General features: G+C 48.4%; 16 protein-coding genes, 2 pseudogenes and 1 riboswitch. Of the genes and pseudogenes, 7 read left to right on the top strand and 11 right to left on the bottom strand.

Features of this window, described 5'->3' with window-relative positions; genetic code table 11:
* The 6 genes and pseudogenes from PMI05_RS29155 to PMI05_RS29130 all read right to left on the bottom strand — a co-directional run.
* A pseudogene (locus tag PMI05_RS29155) lies at window positions 1–310 on the bottom strand (proline--tRNA ligase); the annotation flags it as partial.
* A 313-nt stretch (window positions 311–623) separates the two neighbouring features.
* The gene (locus PMI05_RS29150; protein ID WP_007729829.1) at window positions 624–1,235 is read right to left on the bottom strand and encodes an ECF transporter S component; all 612 of its coding nucleotides are present in this window, start codon (window positions 1,233–1,235) and stop codon (window positions 624–626) included.
* Between the two features lie 233 nt (window positions 1,236–1,468).
* Window positions 1,469–1,623, bottom strand: a riboswitch (FMN riboswitch).
* A gap of 294 nt (window positions 1,624–1,917) precedes the next feature.
* A complete protein-coding gene (locus tag PMI05_RS29145) occupies window positions 1,918–2,715 on the bottom strand; it encodes an ABC transporter permease (protein WP_007729827.1) in 798 nt (265 codons plus the stop codon).
* A 3-nt stretch (window positions 2,716–2,718) separates the two neighbouring features.
* Window positions 2,719–3,513 (bottom strand): ABC-2 family transporter protein, encoded by a 795-nt coding sequence (locus PMI05_RS29140; RefSeq protein ID WP_007729824.1) that lies wholly within the window; start codon window positions 3,511–3,513, stop codon window positions 2,719–2,721.
* Window positions 3,506–4,516, bottom strand: coding sequence for an ATP-binding cassette domain-containing protein (locus PMI05_RS29135; RefSeq protein WP_007729823.1), 1,011 nt, complete (start codon window positions 4,514–4,516; stop codon window positions 3,506–3,508). Before PMI05_RS29135 ends, PMI05_RS29140 begins: the two co-directional genes overlap by 8 nt.
* Window positions 4,517–4,605: 89 nt before the next feature.
* Entirely contained in the window at window positions 4,606–5,448 is an 843-nt protein-coding gene (locus tag PMI05_RS29130) for a protein phosphatase 2C domain-containing protein (RefSeq protein WP_007729820.1), read from the bottom strand.
* Between the two features lie 165 nt (window positions 5,449–5,613).
* Between PMI05_RS29130 and PMI05_RS29125 the strand changes: the two genes are divergently transcribed.
* The 7 genes from PMI05_RS29125 to PMI05_RS29105 all read left to right on the top strand — a co-directional run bounded on the left by PMI05_RS29125 (window position 5,614) and on the right by PMI05_RS29105 (window position 10,329).
* Window positions 5,614–6,900, top strand: coding sequence for a glutamate-1-semialdehyde 2,1-aminomutase (locus PMI05_RS29125; protein ID WP_007729818.1), 1,287 nt, complete (start codon window positions 5,614–5,616; stop codon window positions 6,898–6,900).
* Between the two features lie 79 nt (window positions 6,901–6,979).
* Window positions 6,980–7,120 (top strand): hypothetical protein, encoded by a 141-nt coding sequence (locus PMI05_RS31220; RefSeq protein ID WP_007729817.1) that lies wholly within the window; start codon window positions 6,980–6,982, stop codon window positions 7,118–7,120.
* Window positions 7,121–7,344: 224 nt separating this feature from the next.
* A complete protein-coding gene (locus tag PMI05_RS29120) occupies window positions 7,345–8,025 on the top strand; it encodes a zinc metallopeptidase (RefSeq protein WP_007729816.1) in 681 nt (226 codons plus the stop codon).
* 95 nt (window positions 8,026–8,120) lie between these two features.
* On the top strand, window positions 8,121–8,636 hold the full coding sequence (locus tag PMI05_RS31565; RefSeq protein ID WP_007729815.1) for an NAD(P)-binding domain-containing protein: 516 nt from the start codon (window positions 8,121–8,123) through the stop codon (window positions 8,634–8,636).
* On the top strand, window positions 8,579–8,935 hold the full coding sequence (locus tag PMI05_RS31560; protein WP_007729813.1) for a pyrroline-5-carboxylate reductase dimerization domain-containing protein: 357 nt from the start codon (window positions 8,579–8,581) through the stop codon (window positions 8,933–8,935). The genes PMI05_RS31565 and PMI05_RS31560 overlap by 58 nt, the downstream gene beginning before the upstream one ends.
* A gap of 23 nt (window positions 8,936–8,958) precedes the next feature.
* Window positions 8,959–9,810, top strand: a complete 852-nt coding sequence (locus PMI05_RS29110; RefSeq protein ID WP_007729812.1) for an NAD(P)-dependent oxidoreductase — start codon at window positions 8,959–8,961, stop codon at window positions 9,808–9,810.
* 150 nt (window positions 9,811–9,960) lie between these two features.
* A complete protein-coding gene (locus tag PMI05_RS29105) occupies window positions 9,961–10,329 on the top strand; it encodes a hypothetical protein (protein ID WP_007729811.1) in 369 nt (122 codons plus the stop codon).
* Between the two features lie 61 nt (window positions 10,330–10,390).
* Here PMI05_RS29105 and PMI05_RS29100 read toward each other — a convergent pair.
* The 5 genes and pseudogenes from PMI05_RS29100 to PMI05_RS29080 all read right to left on the bottom strand — a co-directional run bounded on the left by PMI05_RS29100 (window position 10,391) and on the right by PMI05_RS29080 (window position 16,216).
* Window positions 10,391–10,937 (bottom strand): annotated as a pseudogene (locus PMI05_RS29100) (flavodoxin family protein).
* A 313-nt stretch (window positions 10,938–11,250) separates the two neighbouring features.
* Window positions 11,251–12,480 (bottom strand): MFS transporter, encoded by a 1,230-nt coding sequence (locus tag PMI05_RS29095; protein ID WP_007729808.1) that lies wholly within the window; start codon window positions 12,478–12,480, stop codon window positions 11,251–11,253.
* A 115-nt stretch (window positions 12,481–12,595) separates the two neighbouring features.
* Entirely contained in the window at window positions 12,596–13,816 is a 1,221-nt protein-coding gene (locus tag PMI05_RS29090) for an MFS transporter (protein ID WP_007729807.1), read from the bottom strand.
* Window positions 13,817–13,840: 24 nt separating this feature from the next.
* Window positions 13,841–15,622, bottom strand: a complete 1,782-nt coding sequence (locus tag PMI05_RS29085) for an ABC transporter ATP-binding protein (protein WP_007729806.1) — start codon at window positions 15,620–15,622, stop codon at window positions 13,841–13,843.
* 57 nt (window positions 15,623–15,679) lie between these two features.
* Complete coding sequence (locus PMI05_RS29080; protein WP_007729805.1) at window positions 15,680–16,216, bottom strand: DUF402 domain-containing protein; 537 nt, start codon at window positions 16,214–16,216, stop codon at window positions 15,680–15,682.
* Between the last annotated feature and the right edge of the window lie 37 nt (window positions 16,217–16,253).

Raw genomic sequence — 16,253 nt, 5'->3', positions numbered from 1 at the left:
CCCCCCCAGCCTCTGTTACCCAAGGCAGTTCTGGATTGAAGCCCTCGATATGCTCTTTTTCTTTTTGAAAGAAGGACTCGGGGATCAGCATCGGGAAATAGGCATTGCGATGCCCTGTCTCCTTGAAACGCTTATTCATCGCCTCTTGAATTCGCTCCCATAGCTCAAAGCCATCCGGCTTGAACACAATGCAGCCGCGTACCGGTGTGTAGTCCATCAAATCCGCCTTTTTAATGGCATCGATGTACCAACGCGAAAAATCCTCCGATTGCGGTGTAATTTCTTTTACAAACGCTTTGTCCTCTTTCATCCGTCTACGCTCCTTTTTATTCTTACGCAAAATGCAAAAAATCCCCCATCCCAAAAAGGGACGGAGGATCAACTTCCGCGGTACCACCCTGATTGACTACAGCATACGCCATAGTCCTCTCGATAACCCGATAACGGTGGGCATCCGGCTAAGCTCTTCACTAGCGGCTTCAGGATGGGGTGCAGTTATCCTTTACGTATCAGCCTTCCAGACTAGGGCCGACTCTCTGTCACGGGGGAATAGCTGCGGGTCCTTTCATAGCCTTTTGTGACTATCTATTAACTAAACATATTAGCGAGTCACATCGTCGTTGTCAATTGTTGGTACGCGCAGCGATTCTGGAGCCGAGCTTCACGTAGATCGGATACGCAACCACTGAAATCATAACACCTTTGAAGAGATTGAATGGGACGATTCCGTACAGAACCAATGACCAGATACTTGTCGCATTGAACATGGTCAAGAGCTGTTCAATCGGCATTTGATAAAGCACAGCGTACGCAGGCAACAGCACATAAGCATTTGCCACAGCCATGACAATCGTCATCAAAATCGTTCCCAGAGCGAGACCAGTCAGGAAGCCTTTTTTGCCTTGGCCCAGACGCTGCATGTAGACAGCTGCAAAAATAAAGCTTGATCCTGCTACAACGTTTGCAAGCTCACCGATCAAAAGACCGTCTGTATTTTTGAAGAGCATATGCAGTGTATTTTTCAGTACCTCGATAATAACGCCGGCTACAGGTCCGTACATGAGTCCCCCGATCAATGCCGGGAGTGTACTGAAGTCGAGCTTCAAAAAGCTTGGCATCAGCGGAACGGGAACCTCGAGATACTGCAGAATAAATGCAACGGCCGCCAGCATGGGAATCGTCACCAGCTTTTGGGTTGCACGTGTGCGCGAAGAATGCAGCGCTGTTTCTTTCATGTTTACCATCTCCTCATTTTTCTACTCCTTCTTGAGGAATGGCAACAGTCGTTGTAAGCTCACACGTCTTGTTACACAAACAGAATAAACCCTGTGGCTATTAGTTCCACAGGGCATTTGCAAGCGTATGACAAACCATGCGCAAATAAAAGGTACAAGAAACTAGAGGGCTGGCCTCTACGTTCTCATCCCATTTGCACAGGCAAACAAGCACGTGTGATAAACGTACTGTCGTCATCCTTCTCCCATCCAGACTGTACTGTCGGCTCTGGAATCACACCAGATCCTGCACTCCGTCGCTACTTTCAGCTCGGGAGGCTCGCGGGCTTAACATGCATAAAGCATGATCACCGCCGGTCGGGAATTTCACCCTGCCCCGAAGGAATGTGTAGTTGTATACAGCATATTATACTGCTGTTTTTTGATTTGACAATAGAGGAAACTGCCAGCTCGACACTTTTTGTTTATTTTTCCGATTTGTTTAGTGGGAATAACGTAACCAAAAAGAAATAGACCGCCCTTGAGTTCACCAGCTCTGCGGTCTATTTCACAACATAGTATTTGCGGGAAGCGCCTATTGTACCGACCGTTCCGTTTGCAGCCGAGACGGTCTTTTTTTACCTTATGCTTTTAGATCTCGTTACATCCAAATATTGCTACAACAACTTCGGATTATAAATCATCAAGAACCCGCTCCCCGATACTTCGTGACTCCCCAGTTCCAGACTAATAGCCCAATCCCGAAGAAAATAACAGCCACTACCGGCGTCATTGCCGCATATGTGTACCAGACTTCCTTGCGCAAAAAGTAAGCCGCCGGATAAACACCCACGAAGGCAAACGGCAGCACGTAGGTGAGCACAAAGCGAATCGCCTTGTTGTACACGTCTACCGGATAGCGCCCATATTGCTGGATGTTGTAAATCATCGGAGCAATCCCTGTCCGCGAGTCGGAAAAGAAGCTAACCGCAGCAATTGCGGTATACACGCCACCGTAAATCAGTGCCCCGCTGATTGAGAGCCCGATAAAGATGAACACGTCGTACCAGTAAAATGACAAATCGAGTTGAATGGCAGCATACCCCATGATGATGATCCCGGTTATGACTCCAAAAATGCGGTCTGGCGCAATCGACTCGAGACACACCTGTGCCAGATTGTGAATCGGTCTCGTCAGGATGCGATCCATCTCGCCCCGGATGATATACCGTTCGTTGAAGTCCCAAAAACCGAAGAACATCGAGAACAACGCGTATGGAACCAAAAAGAAACCATAGATAAAGATAATCTCGTCACGCGTCCAATCCCCCATAAGTGGAACATGAGTGAACACGACAATAATAAAGACGAGATTGATCAACTCAGAAACCAAATTGGACACAAAATCCCCGATAAAATCCGTTCGATAGGCAAGTCTCGTCTTGAAGTACTGGCTCAGGTAGTCGGCAAAAATACTGAAAATATGTCTCATGTTTTGCATGCTCTACCCTCCTTGCACAACCAGCTTGTTGCGGGCAAGACGCCACATCACCAAGATGGGAACCAGTATGACAAACATCCAAATGACCTGAAAACCGATCAATTCCCAGGAACGTTCCGTTGTAATCGCACCTGTGAAGATCAGGCTCGGATAGTAGTTGACCGCCTGAAATGGGAGATAACCCATTACCGTTTGCGCCCAGCCCGGGAAAAAACTGATCGGCAGCACGAGACCAGACAACAGATCCACCACGACCCGCTTGGCTCGCATCATACCATCGTTTCGGAACAGGAAGAAAGTCAGCAAGCCTGTCACCAGATTGATTTGTGTATTGATCAAAAACGCACACATCAAGCTGATCAAATACAGCCCCCATCCAGTCGCTGTCGCCGGGAAGCTGAATGGAATGATCAGGCTGATTAGGAAGATCCCTGGACCCGCGAAAAAGAGAAAGCGAAAGATCCCTTCCCCAAACGCCTGCGCCGTTTTCACGGACAAGTAATTATAAGGGCGTATCATCTCGATCGCGACCTTGCCTTCTCGGACGTCCTGAGCTATTTCTGTATCGATGTTGTTAAAATAAAACGCCCGCGACATCCAAGCAATCGCAACGTAGGAAGTCATCTGTTCAACCGTAAGCCCGCCCAGCTGCTGCTGGCCTCCGTAGATCGCTCCCCATAAAAAGTAGTACGCTCCGATGTTAATCGCGTAGATAATGATCCCGCTGTAATAGTTCACACGATAGGCAAGCATCGTCAAAAACCTCATGCGAATGAGTTCCATATAAAGCTTACGCATGGCTGGCTACCTCTTGGTCTGAGGAATAAATGTTGCGAACGATATCCTCTGTGCTCGTCTCCTCGATTTTTACGTCGCTGACTTCAAACGATGACATGACTGTCGACAAAACAAAGGGCAGCATTTCCTGACTCCGCGCAACTTTTACACTGAGGGTAAAATCATTGATTTGCTCGATCTCACAAGGCAGCTCTCCCAATGCCTGACGGAGTGCGGCTGTTGAAGTACGCTTTTTCATTTGGAAGGACACCTCTGTGCCATTGCCCCATTTTTCCTTGAGGTCATTCAGCAAGCCATCGAAGATCAGCTTCCCTTTGTCCATGACAAGCACGCGTTTACAGAGTGCTTCAATGTCTGACACATCGTGAGTCGTCAACAAGATCGTCATATTTTCCGTCTCATTCAGATTGCGGAGAAACTCACGGATTTTTTGCTTAACGAGCACATCGAGTCCAACTGTCGGTTCATCGAGAAACAGCAGACGTGGCTTATGAATCAATGAAGCAGCCACTTCACAGCGCATCCGTTGTCCGAGACTTAACTTGCGTACTGGCTGACTGACGAACGGAGAAATATCCAGCTCCTCAATCAAACGCTCCAACCACTTTTCTCCTTCTGCATCGTCAACCTTATAAACACTTTTCAACAGACGGAAGGACTCTAGCGGAGATAGGTCCCACCAAAGCTGAGAGCGCTGCCCGAAAACAACTCCGATGGATCGAACATACTCTTCACGCTGCTTGAAAGGCACATAGCCGTTAATGACGATTTCGCCGTCGCTCGGGGTCAAGATACCGGTCAGCATCTTGATCGTGGTCGATTTTCCGGCACCATTTTCCCCAATCAGCGCGAACATTTCCCCTTCCTCTACTGTAAAGGAAAGGTCATCCACCGCATTTACCGTCTTGTACTCCCGACTAAACAAATCACGAAAAGCACCACCAAGGCCCGGTCTGGACTGATGGATGCGGAAATCCTTTTGTAAATGATTTACTTGAATCATGGAAAACCGTCCTTTTTTCTTCGCTTAAATACCATTTGTAGTGTATATGAGCCAACCGATTTGTGCAAAAGGCAAACTGCACCAAACTGTTAGTAAAGATTAAGGATCATTCCCGTTTTGTCATCTGACTTTTTGAAGCGGATATAACGGATGCATTCGGGATCGTTGTTTTCCAGAGAAATGAGCTCGTCTGTATAACGTTGCAGCCCTTTATGTAAGATCGGTAGCACCGTCTCTTCCCACTTCGGCTGTGCTTCACCTAAAGCTCTCGGCATGAAAAGACCATCCGTTGCCAGCACCAATGCCTTCACGCCAACTCGATTCATGCGTCCATACTCGATAAAATCCCGACAGGCAACATCGCCATTCAACACGCCATAGCCTCCTGGTCCATTCGCCTGATAGCGGTTATGGATCAGGATGTCCATACATCGTTCGTACAGCTCTGTTCGGGTACACAATCCTTCGTTGATTCCTTCTTCCCACTTCGCCAAGGCGGCCTGTTCCAAATGGCTGACTTGCGTATGCGTCAGGGGTCGCACAGTGTCATCCTCATAAACGGCAAATATCATGCAATCTCCCAACTGTGCGTACTCGATATGGGCATCTCCTACACGGACGATTGCACAGGCCGCTCCCCAAAATGCTTCCTTTTTCTCAAGATCGATGCCGCTTTGTTGCATCTGCTCCTGAAGCGCTTCGTTTATCGTCTCCAAATAATTGTGCAAAGCTGCATCCTCTGGCATTGCTTCCAGCTGCTTTTTTACGAGCTCTGCAGCGATAGCTCCGCCTGTCTGTCCTGCTGCGTTCTCATACGGGATCAGCGACGTAATGCCGTCGATGACCGCATACACATGCTTAACCTGCTGAATCACATAGGCGTCCTCATTGCTTTTGCTGCTTCCTTTCGTGGAGATGCACTCAAGTTTCATGATGACCCCGCCTTTATCCATGGAGTGATTTGCTTGAAAATTGTATCATTTTTCCTTTCCTTCATCTATAGCTCTCCGTTCATATCCAGTTGTTGAACAGCTGTGGTAAGATAATGAAGGACTTTTTCCAAAAGAGGTAGTTCCAAAAGAAAAGAGGGAATATGCATGAAACGTGAACGATCCGCGCAACTGCACGAGGAAGCACTCGACGTCATTCTAGGCGGGGTAAACAGCCCTTCCCGCTCTTTCAAGGCTGTAGGCGGGGGAGCACCCGTAACGATGGAACGTGCCCAGGGCGCGTATTTCTGGGACGTGGACGGCAATCGATATATTGACTATTTAGCAGCATATGGCCCCATCATTACTGGCCATGCACATCCACATGTGACCAAAGCGATTTGCGAAGCAGCTGCCAACGGAACCCTGTACGGTACTCCGACTCCATGGGAAATTACCTTCGCAAACATGATCCGCGAAGCAATCCCTTCGATGGAGCGCATTCGATTCAATAACTCCGGTACAGAAGCAGTCATGACCTGCATTCGTGTAGCACGTGCCTATACCGGTCGTGTTAAAATCATCAAATTCGCAGGTTGCTACCACGGCCACTCTGATTTGGTACTCGTTGCTGCCGGCTCCGGACCATCTACCTTGGGGATTCCGGACAGTGCGGGTATTCCACAAAGTATTGCCAGCGAAGTCATTACCGTACCTTTTAATAATATCGAAGCATACGCAGAAGCTATGAGCAAATGGGGAAGCGAAACGGCTTGCGTCCTCGTTGAGCCGATTGTCGGCAACTTCGGTATCGTGGCACCTGAGCCTGGCTTCCTGGAAGAGGTTAACCGAATCACTCACGAAGCAGGCGCACTTGTCGTCTACGATGAAGTGATTACTGCATTCCGCTTCTGCTATGGCGGAGCACAAAACCTCCTCGGAGTCGAGCCTGATCTGACTGCATTGGGCAAAATTATCGGTGGCGGTCTGCCAATCGGCGCTTATGGCGGTCGTCGGGAAATCATGGAGCAAGTCGCCCCACTCGGACCTGCGTATCAAGCAGGAACAATGGCTGGTAATCCTGCTTCTATCCGTGCGGGAATTGCCTGCCTAGAAGTATTGAAGCAGCCGGGCGTGTACGATGAATTCGAACGACTGGGCGCCATGCTTGCGAACGGAATCACAGCGGCAGCCAACAAACACGGCGTAACCATCCAGCTCAATCGTGTAAAAGGGGCATTGGCTGTTTACTTTACGGACGAGCCTGTTCATGATTATGATGCAGCTCAGAAAGCGAACGGAGAAATATTTGCCCGCTTCTTCCAACTGATGCTGAATGAAGGTGTATGCCTGGCACCATCCAAATATGAAGCTTGGTTCGTGACGACAGCTCATACAGAAGAAGACATTCAAAACACCATCGCAGCTGTAGACCGCGCCTTTTCTCAGCTGTAAACCATTCCCACGTCCTTTCGCATCCGTTCGAGGAAATAATAAGCCTGTTCGCGATTATGTTTTCGAGGAGGATATTTCGGTGTCCAAAGGTGAAAAATCATATCCGCAGGCTCCTGAAAAGACGTTGGATTCCAAAATGAGCAGTAAAATGCTCGAAGTGACCGGTTTTCAAAACCCGCGAAAAACCGAGCATCACAAAACCCAAAATCACGACAGGTAAACATCAAAACAGACACATTCCCAATCATGCTGAGGAGGAATGTGTCTGTTTTTTTCGCATGCAGCAACATTGTCAATAATGGTCAGAGATTGTACAATAAAATAGTGAAACTGTCATAGGACTTATTCGTATACATGAATATGGGACAGAATGAAGTAGTAAGGTTACATGTATGGCTTAGCAACATTTCGTTTTCATAGATTACAACGAGGAGTGAGTGTGGAATGTTTTTCCATCCTATGGATTTCCTGATTCTGATTGCATTCGGACTGTCGCTCTGGGCACAGTTCCGTGTGAAAGGAACTTTTAACAAATTCGCCGAAGTTCCTACCTCCTCCGGTATTACCGGTGCTGAGGCAGCCCGCCGCATGCTCGATGCGAACGGCTTGACGAACGTTCCTGTTCAACATATCCCAGGGACACTGACTGACCACTACGACCCGACTGACCGTGTCGTACGCCTGTCTGATCCTGTATACTTCGGCAACTCGATTGCCTCTCTGTCCGTTGCTTGTCACGAGGTTGGCCATGCGATTCAACACAAGGTCTCTTACCCGATGCTGGTAGCACGCCATCGCATTTTCCCAGTAGTCAACCTAGTGTCCGGTGTGGCGCCGTTGCTGCTGTTGGCTGGCTTCTTCTTTAAAATGGCTGGACTCTTGCTCATCGGGATTATCTTCTTCTCCGGAGCAGTTGCCTTCCAGCTCGTCACACTGCCTGTCGAGTTTAACGCAAGTAGCCGTGCGAAAGAACTGATGCTTAAAATGGGCTTCATCCGCAATGATGAAGAACGTGGCGCAAGCAAAGTGCTGGGCGCAGCCGCTCTGACGTACGTAGCTGCCGCTCTGATCTCCGTTCTGGAGTTGGCGAAATACATCATGATTTTCCGTAGCTCTGACGACTAATCCTTTAAGCGAAACTGCAAGGTACAGCTCTCTCACATGGGAGGCTGTACCTTTTTTCATGAGGCTACGTTACAATAAGACGGGGGGTTTTGCACATGCGAATTGGAATCATTGGACTAGGCAGTATGGGTCAAATGCTGGTGAAATCACTCTGTAAAAGCGGTGTGATCCAGCCCGAGCATATCACCGTCTTTAATCGAACAAGAGAAAAGGCTGAAAATCTGCAAGCATCGCATGGCATTCTCATAGCTGAAAGTGCGCAAGAGGTGTGCGACCAGGCAAATCTGGTCTTTCTCTGCACAAAGCCACTGGATATCCTGCCTATACTGCGTGCGTTATCTATCCCTGAAAGTGTACATATCGTTTCTGTGGCAGCAGGTGTTAGCATCGATGATTTGGAAACCGTCCATGCTGGTGCCGTAAGTAAAGTAATTCCTACAGTCACTTCGCAAGAGCTGCATGGTGTTTCGTTGTTTAATGCAGCAGTCGAACAAGTGCAGAGGATCGCAATGAGCTACTCACTCTCCTGTCTTCCATTAGTCAATCACAGGAAGTGTCCGAGGTCGAGATCGAAACAGCGACGATCCTCACCAGCAGCGCACCAGGACTGATCGCAGGGATTCTTGACTCGTTCGCGCAGGCAGCCGTTCGCAAAACACCAGAGTTTGACTTGGATACTGCGAGAAGCATGCTGGTGGAAACGATGCTGGGAACCGCTCTTTTGCTCAAAAACGAACAGCTTAGCTTCGACCAGCTGATCGAACGTGTTGCTACCAAAGGTGGCATTACCGAGGAAGGCTTGCGTGTTCTTGACAAGACGCTTCCTTCTGGATTTGACGAGTTGTTTGCAATGACAGAATCCAAGCACGCTGCTTTGAAGATACTTGTCCAACAACAAATAAAAGCATAAATCGCGGATAGGAGATCAAGACGATGATCATCGGTTGGATTGGTTTGGGAAACATGGGCATTCCAATGGCTAGCAATCTGCTGGCTGCTGGCTACGACGTACGTGTCTGGAATCGTACACCGGGAAAATCTGCATCATTGGTAGCATTGGGTGCGAAAGAGACTGCGACTTTGTCCGAGGTGGTAGCACAAAGTGATGTACTGTTTACCATGGTAAGTGACGATGATGCCGTAAAAGCAATCTATACGGGCTCAGATGGTCTCTTAAGTCTTCCTGTGCAAGGTAAGCTGGCAGTGGACATGAGCACCATTTCACCGGATACTTCCCGTTTTCTTGCCGAGCGGGCCAAACAAGCTGGGCTGCGCTTTCTCGATGCACCTGTCTCAGGCAGTGTAGGACCTGCAAAAGAAGGGACGCTCGTCATCATGGTAGGCGGCGAGCAAGCGGATTATGAGGTAGCCAAGCCGATGCTGGACAAGCTAGGCAAAGCAGCCTTTTATTTGGGACCAAACGGTGCTGGCACGTCTGCCAAGCTGGCGATCAATCTGTTGCTTGGCATTACGGTACAAGGTGTCTCTGAGACACTGCTGTTCGCTCGCTCTCTCGGCGTTGGCACAGAACAGATGCTGGACATCATTTCCGAGAGCGCCGTGGGAACCCCGTTAATCCGCGGAAAAGCAGCCTCGATCCTCGCTGACGACTATCCGGCTGCCTTTGCCCTGAAGCATATGTCCAAGGACCTTCGACTTGCGCATGAAGCAGGCGTTTCTACACCTTTGGCGGAATCCGTCAATGCCACCTATCGTCATGCACTGGAATCAGGACTGGGAGAGCTCGATTTGATGGCGATCCTGCGTCACCTCGGTGAAAAATAGGTTTCGTGTTTAGACTGACCCTACATAAATGAAACAGCGGCTACCTAAGACCTGAAAATAACGTCTTAGTCTGGCCGCTGTTTTTTTGCATTCCACGCAGAGCATACACCTATATTTTACATATATTGCATACAAAAGGAGGAGTATGATATGCATCATCCAAATTTTCAATATGAACAATACAGTCATCGACTCCCTGTATACGCTGGTAACACCTTTCGTTATGATTATGATGATGGCAATGTATTTATCATTCATTTCTTTGACGCTACTCATCGGCATGATGAAGGGATTGCTGGACCACATAAAGGATTCAATGGTTACTATACATTCAACTACGTGGAGATAGCTCCTTGCGTATATTTTATGTATTGGTTGGAAGAAGTTTACACGGTCAGCCAAGTTGCTGATTTTAATAGAATGCTGGTTTATACTCATTATACCTACGATGCACAGGGTGTTCGAAAAAGTCTGTTCCATTCCGGTACCATAACCGAACTAGACAGCTTCACCTCATAATCGGTGAAAGATAACAAGACAAAAGACCGGAATTGCTCCCGGTCTTTTGTCGTTCGATACGCTATTGTTTGGCCTTCAGCCACGCATTAAAAATCTTTGCTTCCTCTATTGCCCGTTGATCTGACAATACCTCACCGGGTTTGTTGCCTTCTCCGATCATATAGCCCGCAAATGGCATTCCGACAAAAGAAAAAACATACTGAAACTGCTGAATCAGTGGCAGCCCCTTCAATCTGGGCTGGTCTCCACCAGTCGTAATGACATACGCCTGCTTTTGCCCAAGAGATTCTTTGAATGAATAACGCTTGTCACGCAAGCTCTGCGACCAGCGATCTACATAGTTTTTCATATGCCCCGACATACCGTACCAATAGATCGGCGTAGAGAAAATCAGAAAATCCATGGGCGAGCACCGCTTCCGTCACTTCATCGTAATCATCCGCGACTGCATCGAAACCTCCCTCGTCATGCCTTTGGTCGTGAATCGGGCGAATGTTTTTCTCCCGCAGACGGATACTGGTGTACGGCACGCCTTCCAATGCCAGATTTGTCAATTGCTCCGTATTCCCTGCGTCTCTTGAGCTTCCATGCAATACGAGAATGTTCATGTGCTCACCCATCCTTACTCTTATTGTTCACTCCTCTTTATTGTAGTGAGAAAATCTGAGTTACTCAAACTTCAAAGATCATGGTGCGATCATCCCGCAGATTGTGCTGACAGGCAGTGATGACTTTTACCGGATTCAATTGCGCACGAAGCACGGAGAGCCGATCTTGCGTAAATCGTGGAACACTACGATAAATTCATTTTATGGAAATAGATAAAAAATACGTATACCTTCTTATGATCAAGAAGCATATCATCAAAAAAGGCTGCCTTACCAGTAGAAAAGTCTACGGGTAAGACAGCCTGTTCGTGTTTTAATTTACGGAAACCCCACTGGAATGCTCCGTCTGCTTTTTTTGCAAGCGCAACGCAAAAAGGAAAGCGATGAGTAGCAATCCAGCAGATACATAATAAACAGCCCGGACACCCTGCCATTCAGCGATAGCCCCCATCACCAGAGCAGAAGCGCCAAAAACGAGTAAATCAATCGTCCCCTTTGCTGACATGACATAGGGCAGTGCTGATTCTTCCGTCTCTTGCTGCAAAAGTGTCTGCTTGCTTACATGCACCATCTCCAAAAACGGGCCCAGCGCAAAGGAAAACAACAGTGCCACCAGCGCGTTTGTACTGCTGCCAAAACAAAAGGTAAAGAATCCGACGCCAATCGTACCGCAAATGATCCAGCGAAATAAATGGCGACGCATCCGCTCCGCATACATCAATAGCAACGTCCCACCTGCAATGGCTCCAAGCATGTAACCGGCATTGATGTAGCCCCACCATTCTTCTCCTTGTCCAAGCACATCAAGGACAAATGGCAGCATAATCGCAGCGATCCACACACCCCCGGACAAGCCGATCACGACATCCATCGCAACCAGCAGTCGCAGTACAGGTACATCGCGAATTGTTTTCCATCCAGTGAGCCAGTTTGTTGTCGCCCTAGCTGCCTGACCTTCACGTAGCTTTTCGCTTGCCGGTGCAATGCCTGTCATCGCGATCGTTGCCACTACATAGGCACCAACCGTTCCCCACAGAACAACACCCGCTCCCAACCAAGAAACGAGTAACCCCCCTGCGGCCCAGCCAGCAAAATGAACGGTTTGATCCGAGGTGGCAAGCAACCCATTCGCTCGCATGAGGTCTTCTCGTCCGACCAACTGCGGTACCATGGCATTGCGCGCAGGGTTTGCCCAGCCATCCATAAAGGCTATGGCTGCCCCCAATCCGAACAACAGCCAGATCCACTCTCCCTGCTCTCCTACACCGCTGCTGACGGCTAATGAGGCTGTAGCCAAAAGTATCGTCTTCAAGCCTTGCGACAGCACGAGCATGCCCGTCAACGACAATCGCTGAAACACTAACGGAGCCAACAAGCTGCTCACAGACTGCGAAGATACAATGACAACCGGTATAAACGCCGTGTACATGACAGAGCCAGTTGCAGCGTAGATAATCGAAATAAACGCGACAATATAAAATACATCCCCAAGGTTGGCCAATGTCTGACCCGCCCAGAGGCAAATAAAGCGTCGATGCCACATGAAGCACACCCTCCTGTCGGTTCAGGACCAGCCTATACGTCCTGATGGAATATGAAGTTATTCACACCGACTCGCCATCACAATGGAGGTGCACCTCTTTTCGCGAAAATACCTTTTATTCTATTCCAGAATCAGAATGCTGTACAGATTTGTTTCGGAAAAAGCTGTAGTACACCCAGCCCGCGTTAATAAACAAGAACGCACTCGTCATGTAAAAGACTCCGCTAATGCTCACATAGCCTGCCAAAAAACCGCCAATCATCGGTCCAAGCATGCTGCCGATACTGACGAAGCTGTTGTTATAGCCGTAGACGCGACTGACCATATGTACAGGTGTTGCTCGTCGCAGCAAAGCATTGACAGATGGGAGCAATCCTCCCAATGACAAGCCTAACAAAAACCGGAGCGCGACCAATTGCCAAACCGTATGTACGAGACCTTGTGGAATGAAGATGATTGCGGCAGCCAAAAGCGAAAACAAGAGCACCTTTTGCGAACCAAACCGATCTCCTAAACGCCCCAGCTGTGGGGAGGCAAAGACGTTTGCTACCCCCATGCATGCTTGGACAATACCGGCCCACAGTGCTACCTTTGCCCCTTCTGATCCTACCAATTGCGAAATGTAGATCGGCAACACAGGGATAATGCTAAACAACGCAAACTGGATCATTACGGTTACAAAAAAGAGCGCCGGGAGTTCTTTGGAAGAGAAGATCATCTGAAAATCTTCCCGAAGACTCGACCGTTCCTTTTTTTCAGGTGGAACAAAATTCTCTTTCACCATAAACGTAATGACCAAGGTCGCCAGTAATAATACGCAACCGGTAATCACAAAAATCATCCGAAAGCCGATCTTCTCCGCGAGAACGCCGCCAAATAGCGGTCCCATAATGGTTCCGGCCGTAATAAAAGACTGAAGCAACCCCGTTGCCCAGCCAATTCGTTCTTTTGGTACAGAGGATGCTACCAATGCGGTACTGGCAGGGATGATTCCCCCTACGAGTCCATTGAGCAGACGAAGGGCCAAAAGCTGCCACAGACTTCCCGCAAAACCGGTCAGTGCCATGGTAATAGACATGAAAAATCCCGAGCGCAAAATCATGATCTTGCGCCCGTGCTTATCGGCCAAATTTCCCCAAATAGGCGAGACGAGGCCCGCCGTTAAAAAGTTAGCTCCAAAAATAATCCCCGCCCAAGCCGTGACTTGATGAGGGTCTTCAATTCCGAAATCCTGCTGAATGAAAAGCGGTAAAAAAGGCATGATCATGCTCATCGCCACCATGACGAAAAACAACGATCCGCAAAGCACATATAAATTACGGCGCCATATCTCCATCGGATTTCCTCCAATCCCATCTGCTTATCCCAGTTGCGGGTCGGATGTACTTCCTAAATCTTGCACACTCCACAGGCCATAGTATACGCCCTTTCTCTCCAGCAATTGCTCATGCGTGCCTTCCTCAACGATTTGTCCCTCTTTCATGACAATGATTTTGTCCGCATGAGTAATCGTCGAAAGTCGATGGGCCACGATGAGCGTGGTTCTTCCTTTTGCTAATCTGGACAAAGACTCCTGAATCGTGTGCTCTGATTCCAAGTCGAGTGCAGAAGTCGCCTCATCCAGAATCAGAATACCCGGGTCACGCAGGAAAACACGTGCAATCGCGATTCGCTGCTTTTGCCCGCCAGAGAGCTTTACGCCGCGCTCTCCCAGCTCCGTATGGTAGCCATTCGGTAATTCGCTAATAAAGTCATGGGCATTTGCCGCCTTCGCAGCTTCTTGCACAGCACTGTCATCTGCATCAGGATTGCCCATTAAAATATTTACTTTTGCTGATTCACTAAACAAAATATTATCTTGCTGCACCATCCCGATGTGGTGACGCAAATTTTGCTGCTTCACATCACGGATATCGATGCCATCAATCGTAATTTTCCCTTCTGTCACGTCCCAAAAACGCGGCAGCAAGCTAATCAGCGAAGATTTTCCGCCGCCTGACATCCCGACAATCGCAACTGTTTCACCAGAAGAGATGTTCAGATTCACGTTGTTCAAGACAAGAGGGCCTTCCTCTCGATAGCGGAAGGACACGTTCTCAAAGCGAATTTCCCCGCGAATGCGTTTGGTTGCAGGGTCGACAGGTAGCTCCCCTGCGTTTGGCTTGTCGACGATATCGTACGATTCATCGATAAACTCGAACATCCGATCCATCGAGGCAATTGCCTGTGTCAGTACCGTACTGGAATTGACCAAGCGTCGCAGCGGCGTGTATAAGCGATCCAAATAAACATAAAACGCAACCAACGTTCCTACGCTCATACTTCCGCCAATAACTTGATAGCCAGCATAAGCAATGACCAGGAGCGGTGCGATATCCGTCACCGTATTGATTACAGCAAAAGTTCGCGCATTCCATCGTGTTTGCGCCAGTGCCTTATCCAAAAACTGATTGTTTTCCTTTGCGAATTCCTTGCTTTCCTGCTTCTCCAAGGCAAAGCTGCGGATGAGAGCCATCCCATTGACGCGTTCGTACAAATATCCTTGCAAACGCGCCAGTGCCGCAGAACGATCCTTGGTTAATTGACGCAAGCGCTTGTAGAAAAATTTGACGGAAATACTGTACAAAGGGAAAACGACAATCGCCACAAGCGTCAGTTCCACATCCATGTAGAGCATGATCGCCAGTGTCAGGATGATCGTAATCAGGTCCAGCCAGAGATTCATCAGTCCCGTTTCCACGAAGCTTTTAGTTGATTCCACATCGTTAATGACGCGGGAGATGACCTCACCCGTCTTAGTATTGTTGTAGTAGCGCATCGACAGTCGCTGCAAATGAGAAAACAATTGATTGCGGATGTCAAACAAGATACGACTGGATACCCACTGTGCATAGTATTGCCGGATGTACTCAACAGGGGCGCGAACGACGGTAAATAACAAAAGGGCCCCGAGCATCAGCCAAAATAACTGCTTCAACTTTTCCTCTTGAGGAAGCGGACTTGGCAGCAGGTCATCAATGACGTATTTGATAAGAAGCGGCAGAGCAAGTGGGATCGCAAACTTTATAATACCAATGAATATGGTGCCCAGGATTTGTTTCCAATAGGGCCATACATATGCCAAGTAACGGCGTATGCTCAAGCATCATACCTCCTTTGCAAACAAGGAAATCCCTCCCCCGGTCATTCGGGAAAGGGATTATTCCTCATCATCTCGTACTAAAAGATAACGCTCGTACCAACGTTGGACGAATCCGTTTTGAAAAGGGCCACGTCGTGCGCTTACCCAATCCAGCACCTCTCGCAATGCTGTCTGCACTCTTTCCACAACAAATGGAGGATAGTTCATCTGTTTGCTATGTAAAAGAAACTCCTCTTCGTCGAGAATCGAGTACGTCATATCGGGAAACACTTTTACGTCGAGATCATAGTCTATGTAGCTTAGCAATTGTCCCTTCATGCTGAAAGGCGAACCAATGTTGCAATAATAATAAATGCCGTCATCACGAATCATGGCAATGGTATTGAACCACTGGCCTCTACCAAATGTACAAATGGCCGGTTCACGCGTACGCCATTCCCGCCCGTCTGCTTCTGTCACCTTGACCCGATCATTTCCCCCAATCACCACCGCATCACTGGTATGAATCAACGTAGATTTGTCCCATATGCGGTGCAACGAATGGTCATGTTTATAACTTTCTATGCGGATATTGGAGCCCGGAGTTGGTGACATGACTCTCCCCTTTCTTCTCTTCTCTATTTGAATGGGG

Origin of the sequence: Brevibacillus sp. BC25, assembly GCF_000282075.1 — a bacterium.
Classification (GTDB): Bacteria; Bacillota; Bacilli; order Brevibacillales; family Brevibacillaceae; genus Brevibacillus.
This window is presented reverse-complemented; position numbering and strand designations above follow the sequence as displayed.

Bases quoted from the DNA above. Each gene is read 5' to 3' on its own strand.
- PMI05_RS29110 (WP_007729812.1), top strand. From the start codon at position 8,959: ATGATCATCGGTTGGATTGGTTTGGGAAACATGGGCATTCCAATGGCT.
- PMI05_RS29140 (WP_007729824.1), bottom strand. From the start codon at position 3,513: ATGCGTAAGCTTTATATGGAACTCATTCGCATGAGGTTTTTGACGATG.
- PMI05_RS29120 (WP_007729816.1), top strand. From the start codon at position 7,345: ATGTTTTTCCATCCTATGGATTTCCTGATTCTGATTGCATTCGGACTG.
- PMI05_RS31565 (WP_007729815.1), top strand. From the start codon at position 8,121: ATGCGAATTGGAATCATTGGACTAGGCAGTATGGGTCAAATGCTGGTG.
- PMI05_RS29150 (WP_007729829.1), bottom strand. From the start codon at position 1,235: ATGAAAGAAACAGCGCTGCATTCTTCGCGCACACGTGCAACCCAAAAG.
- PMI05_RS29125 (WP_007729818.1), top strand. From the start codon at position 5,614: ATGAAACGTGAACGATCCGCGCAACTGCACGAGGAAGCACTCGACGTC.
- PMI05_RS29080 (WP_007729805.1), bottom strand. From the start codon at position 16,216: ATGTCACCAACTCCGGGCTCCAATATCCGCATAGAAAGTTATAAACAT.
- PMI05_RS29095 (WP_007729808.1), bottom strand. From the start codon at position 12,480: ATGTGGCATCGACGCTTTATTTGCCTCTGGGCGGGTCAGACATTGGCC.
- PMI05_RS29145 (WP_007729827.1), bottom strand. From the start codon at position 2,715: ATGCAAAACATGAGACATATTTTCAGTATTTTTGCCGACTACCTGAGC.
- PMI05_RS29090 (WP_007729807.1), bottom strand. From the start codon at position 13,816: ATGGAGATATGGCGCCGTAATTTATATGTGCTTTGCGGATCGTTGTTT.
- PMI05_RS29135 (WP_007729823.1), bottom strand. From the start codon at position 4,516: ATGATTCAAGTAAATCATTTACAAAAGGATTTCCGCATCCATCAGTCC.
- PMI05_RS29130 (WP_007729820.1), bottom strand. From the start codon at position 5,448: ATGAAACTTGAGTGCATCTCCACGAAAGGAAGCAGCAAAAGCAATGAG.
- PMI05_RS29105 (WP_007729811.1), top strand. From the start codon at position 9,961: ATGCATCATCCAAATTTTCAATATGAACAATACAGTCATCGACTCCCT.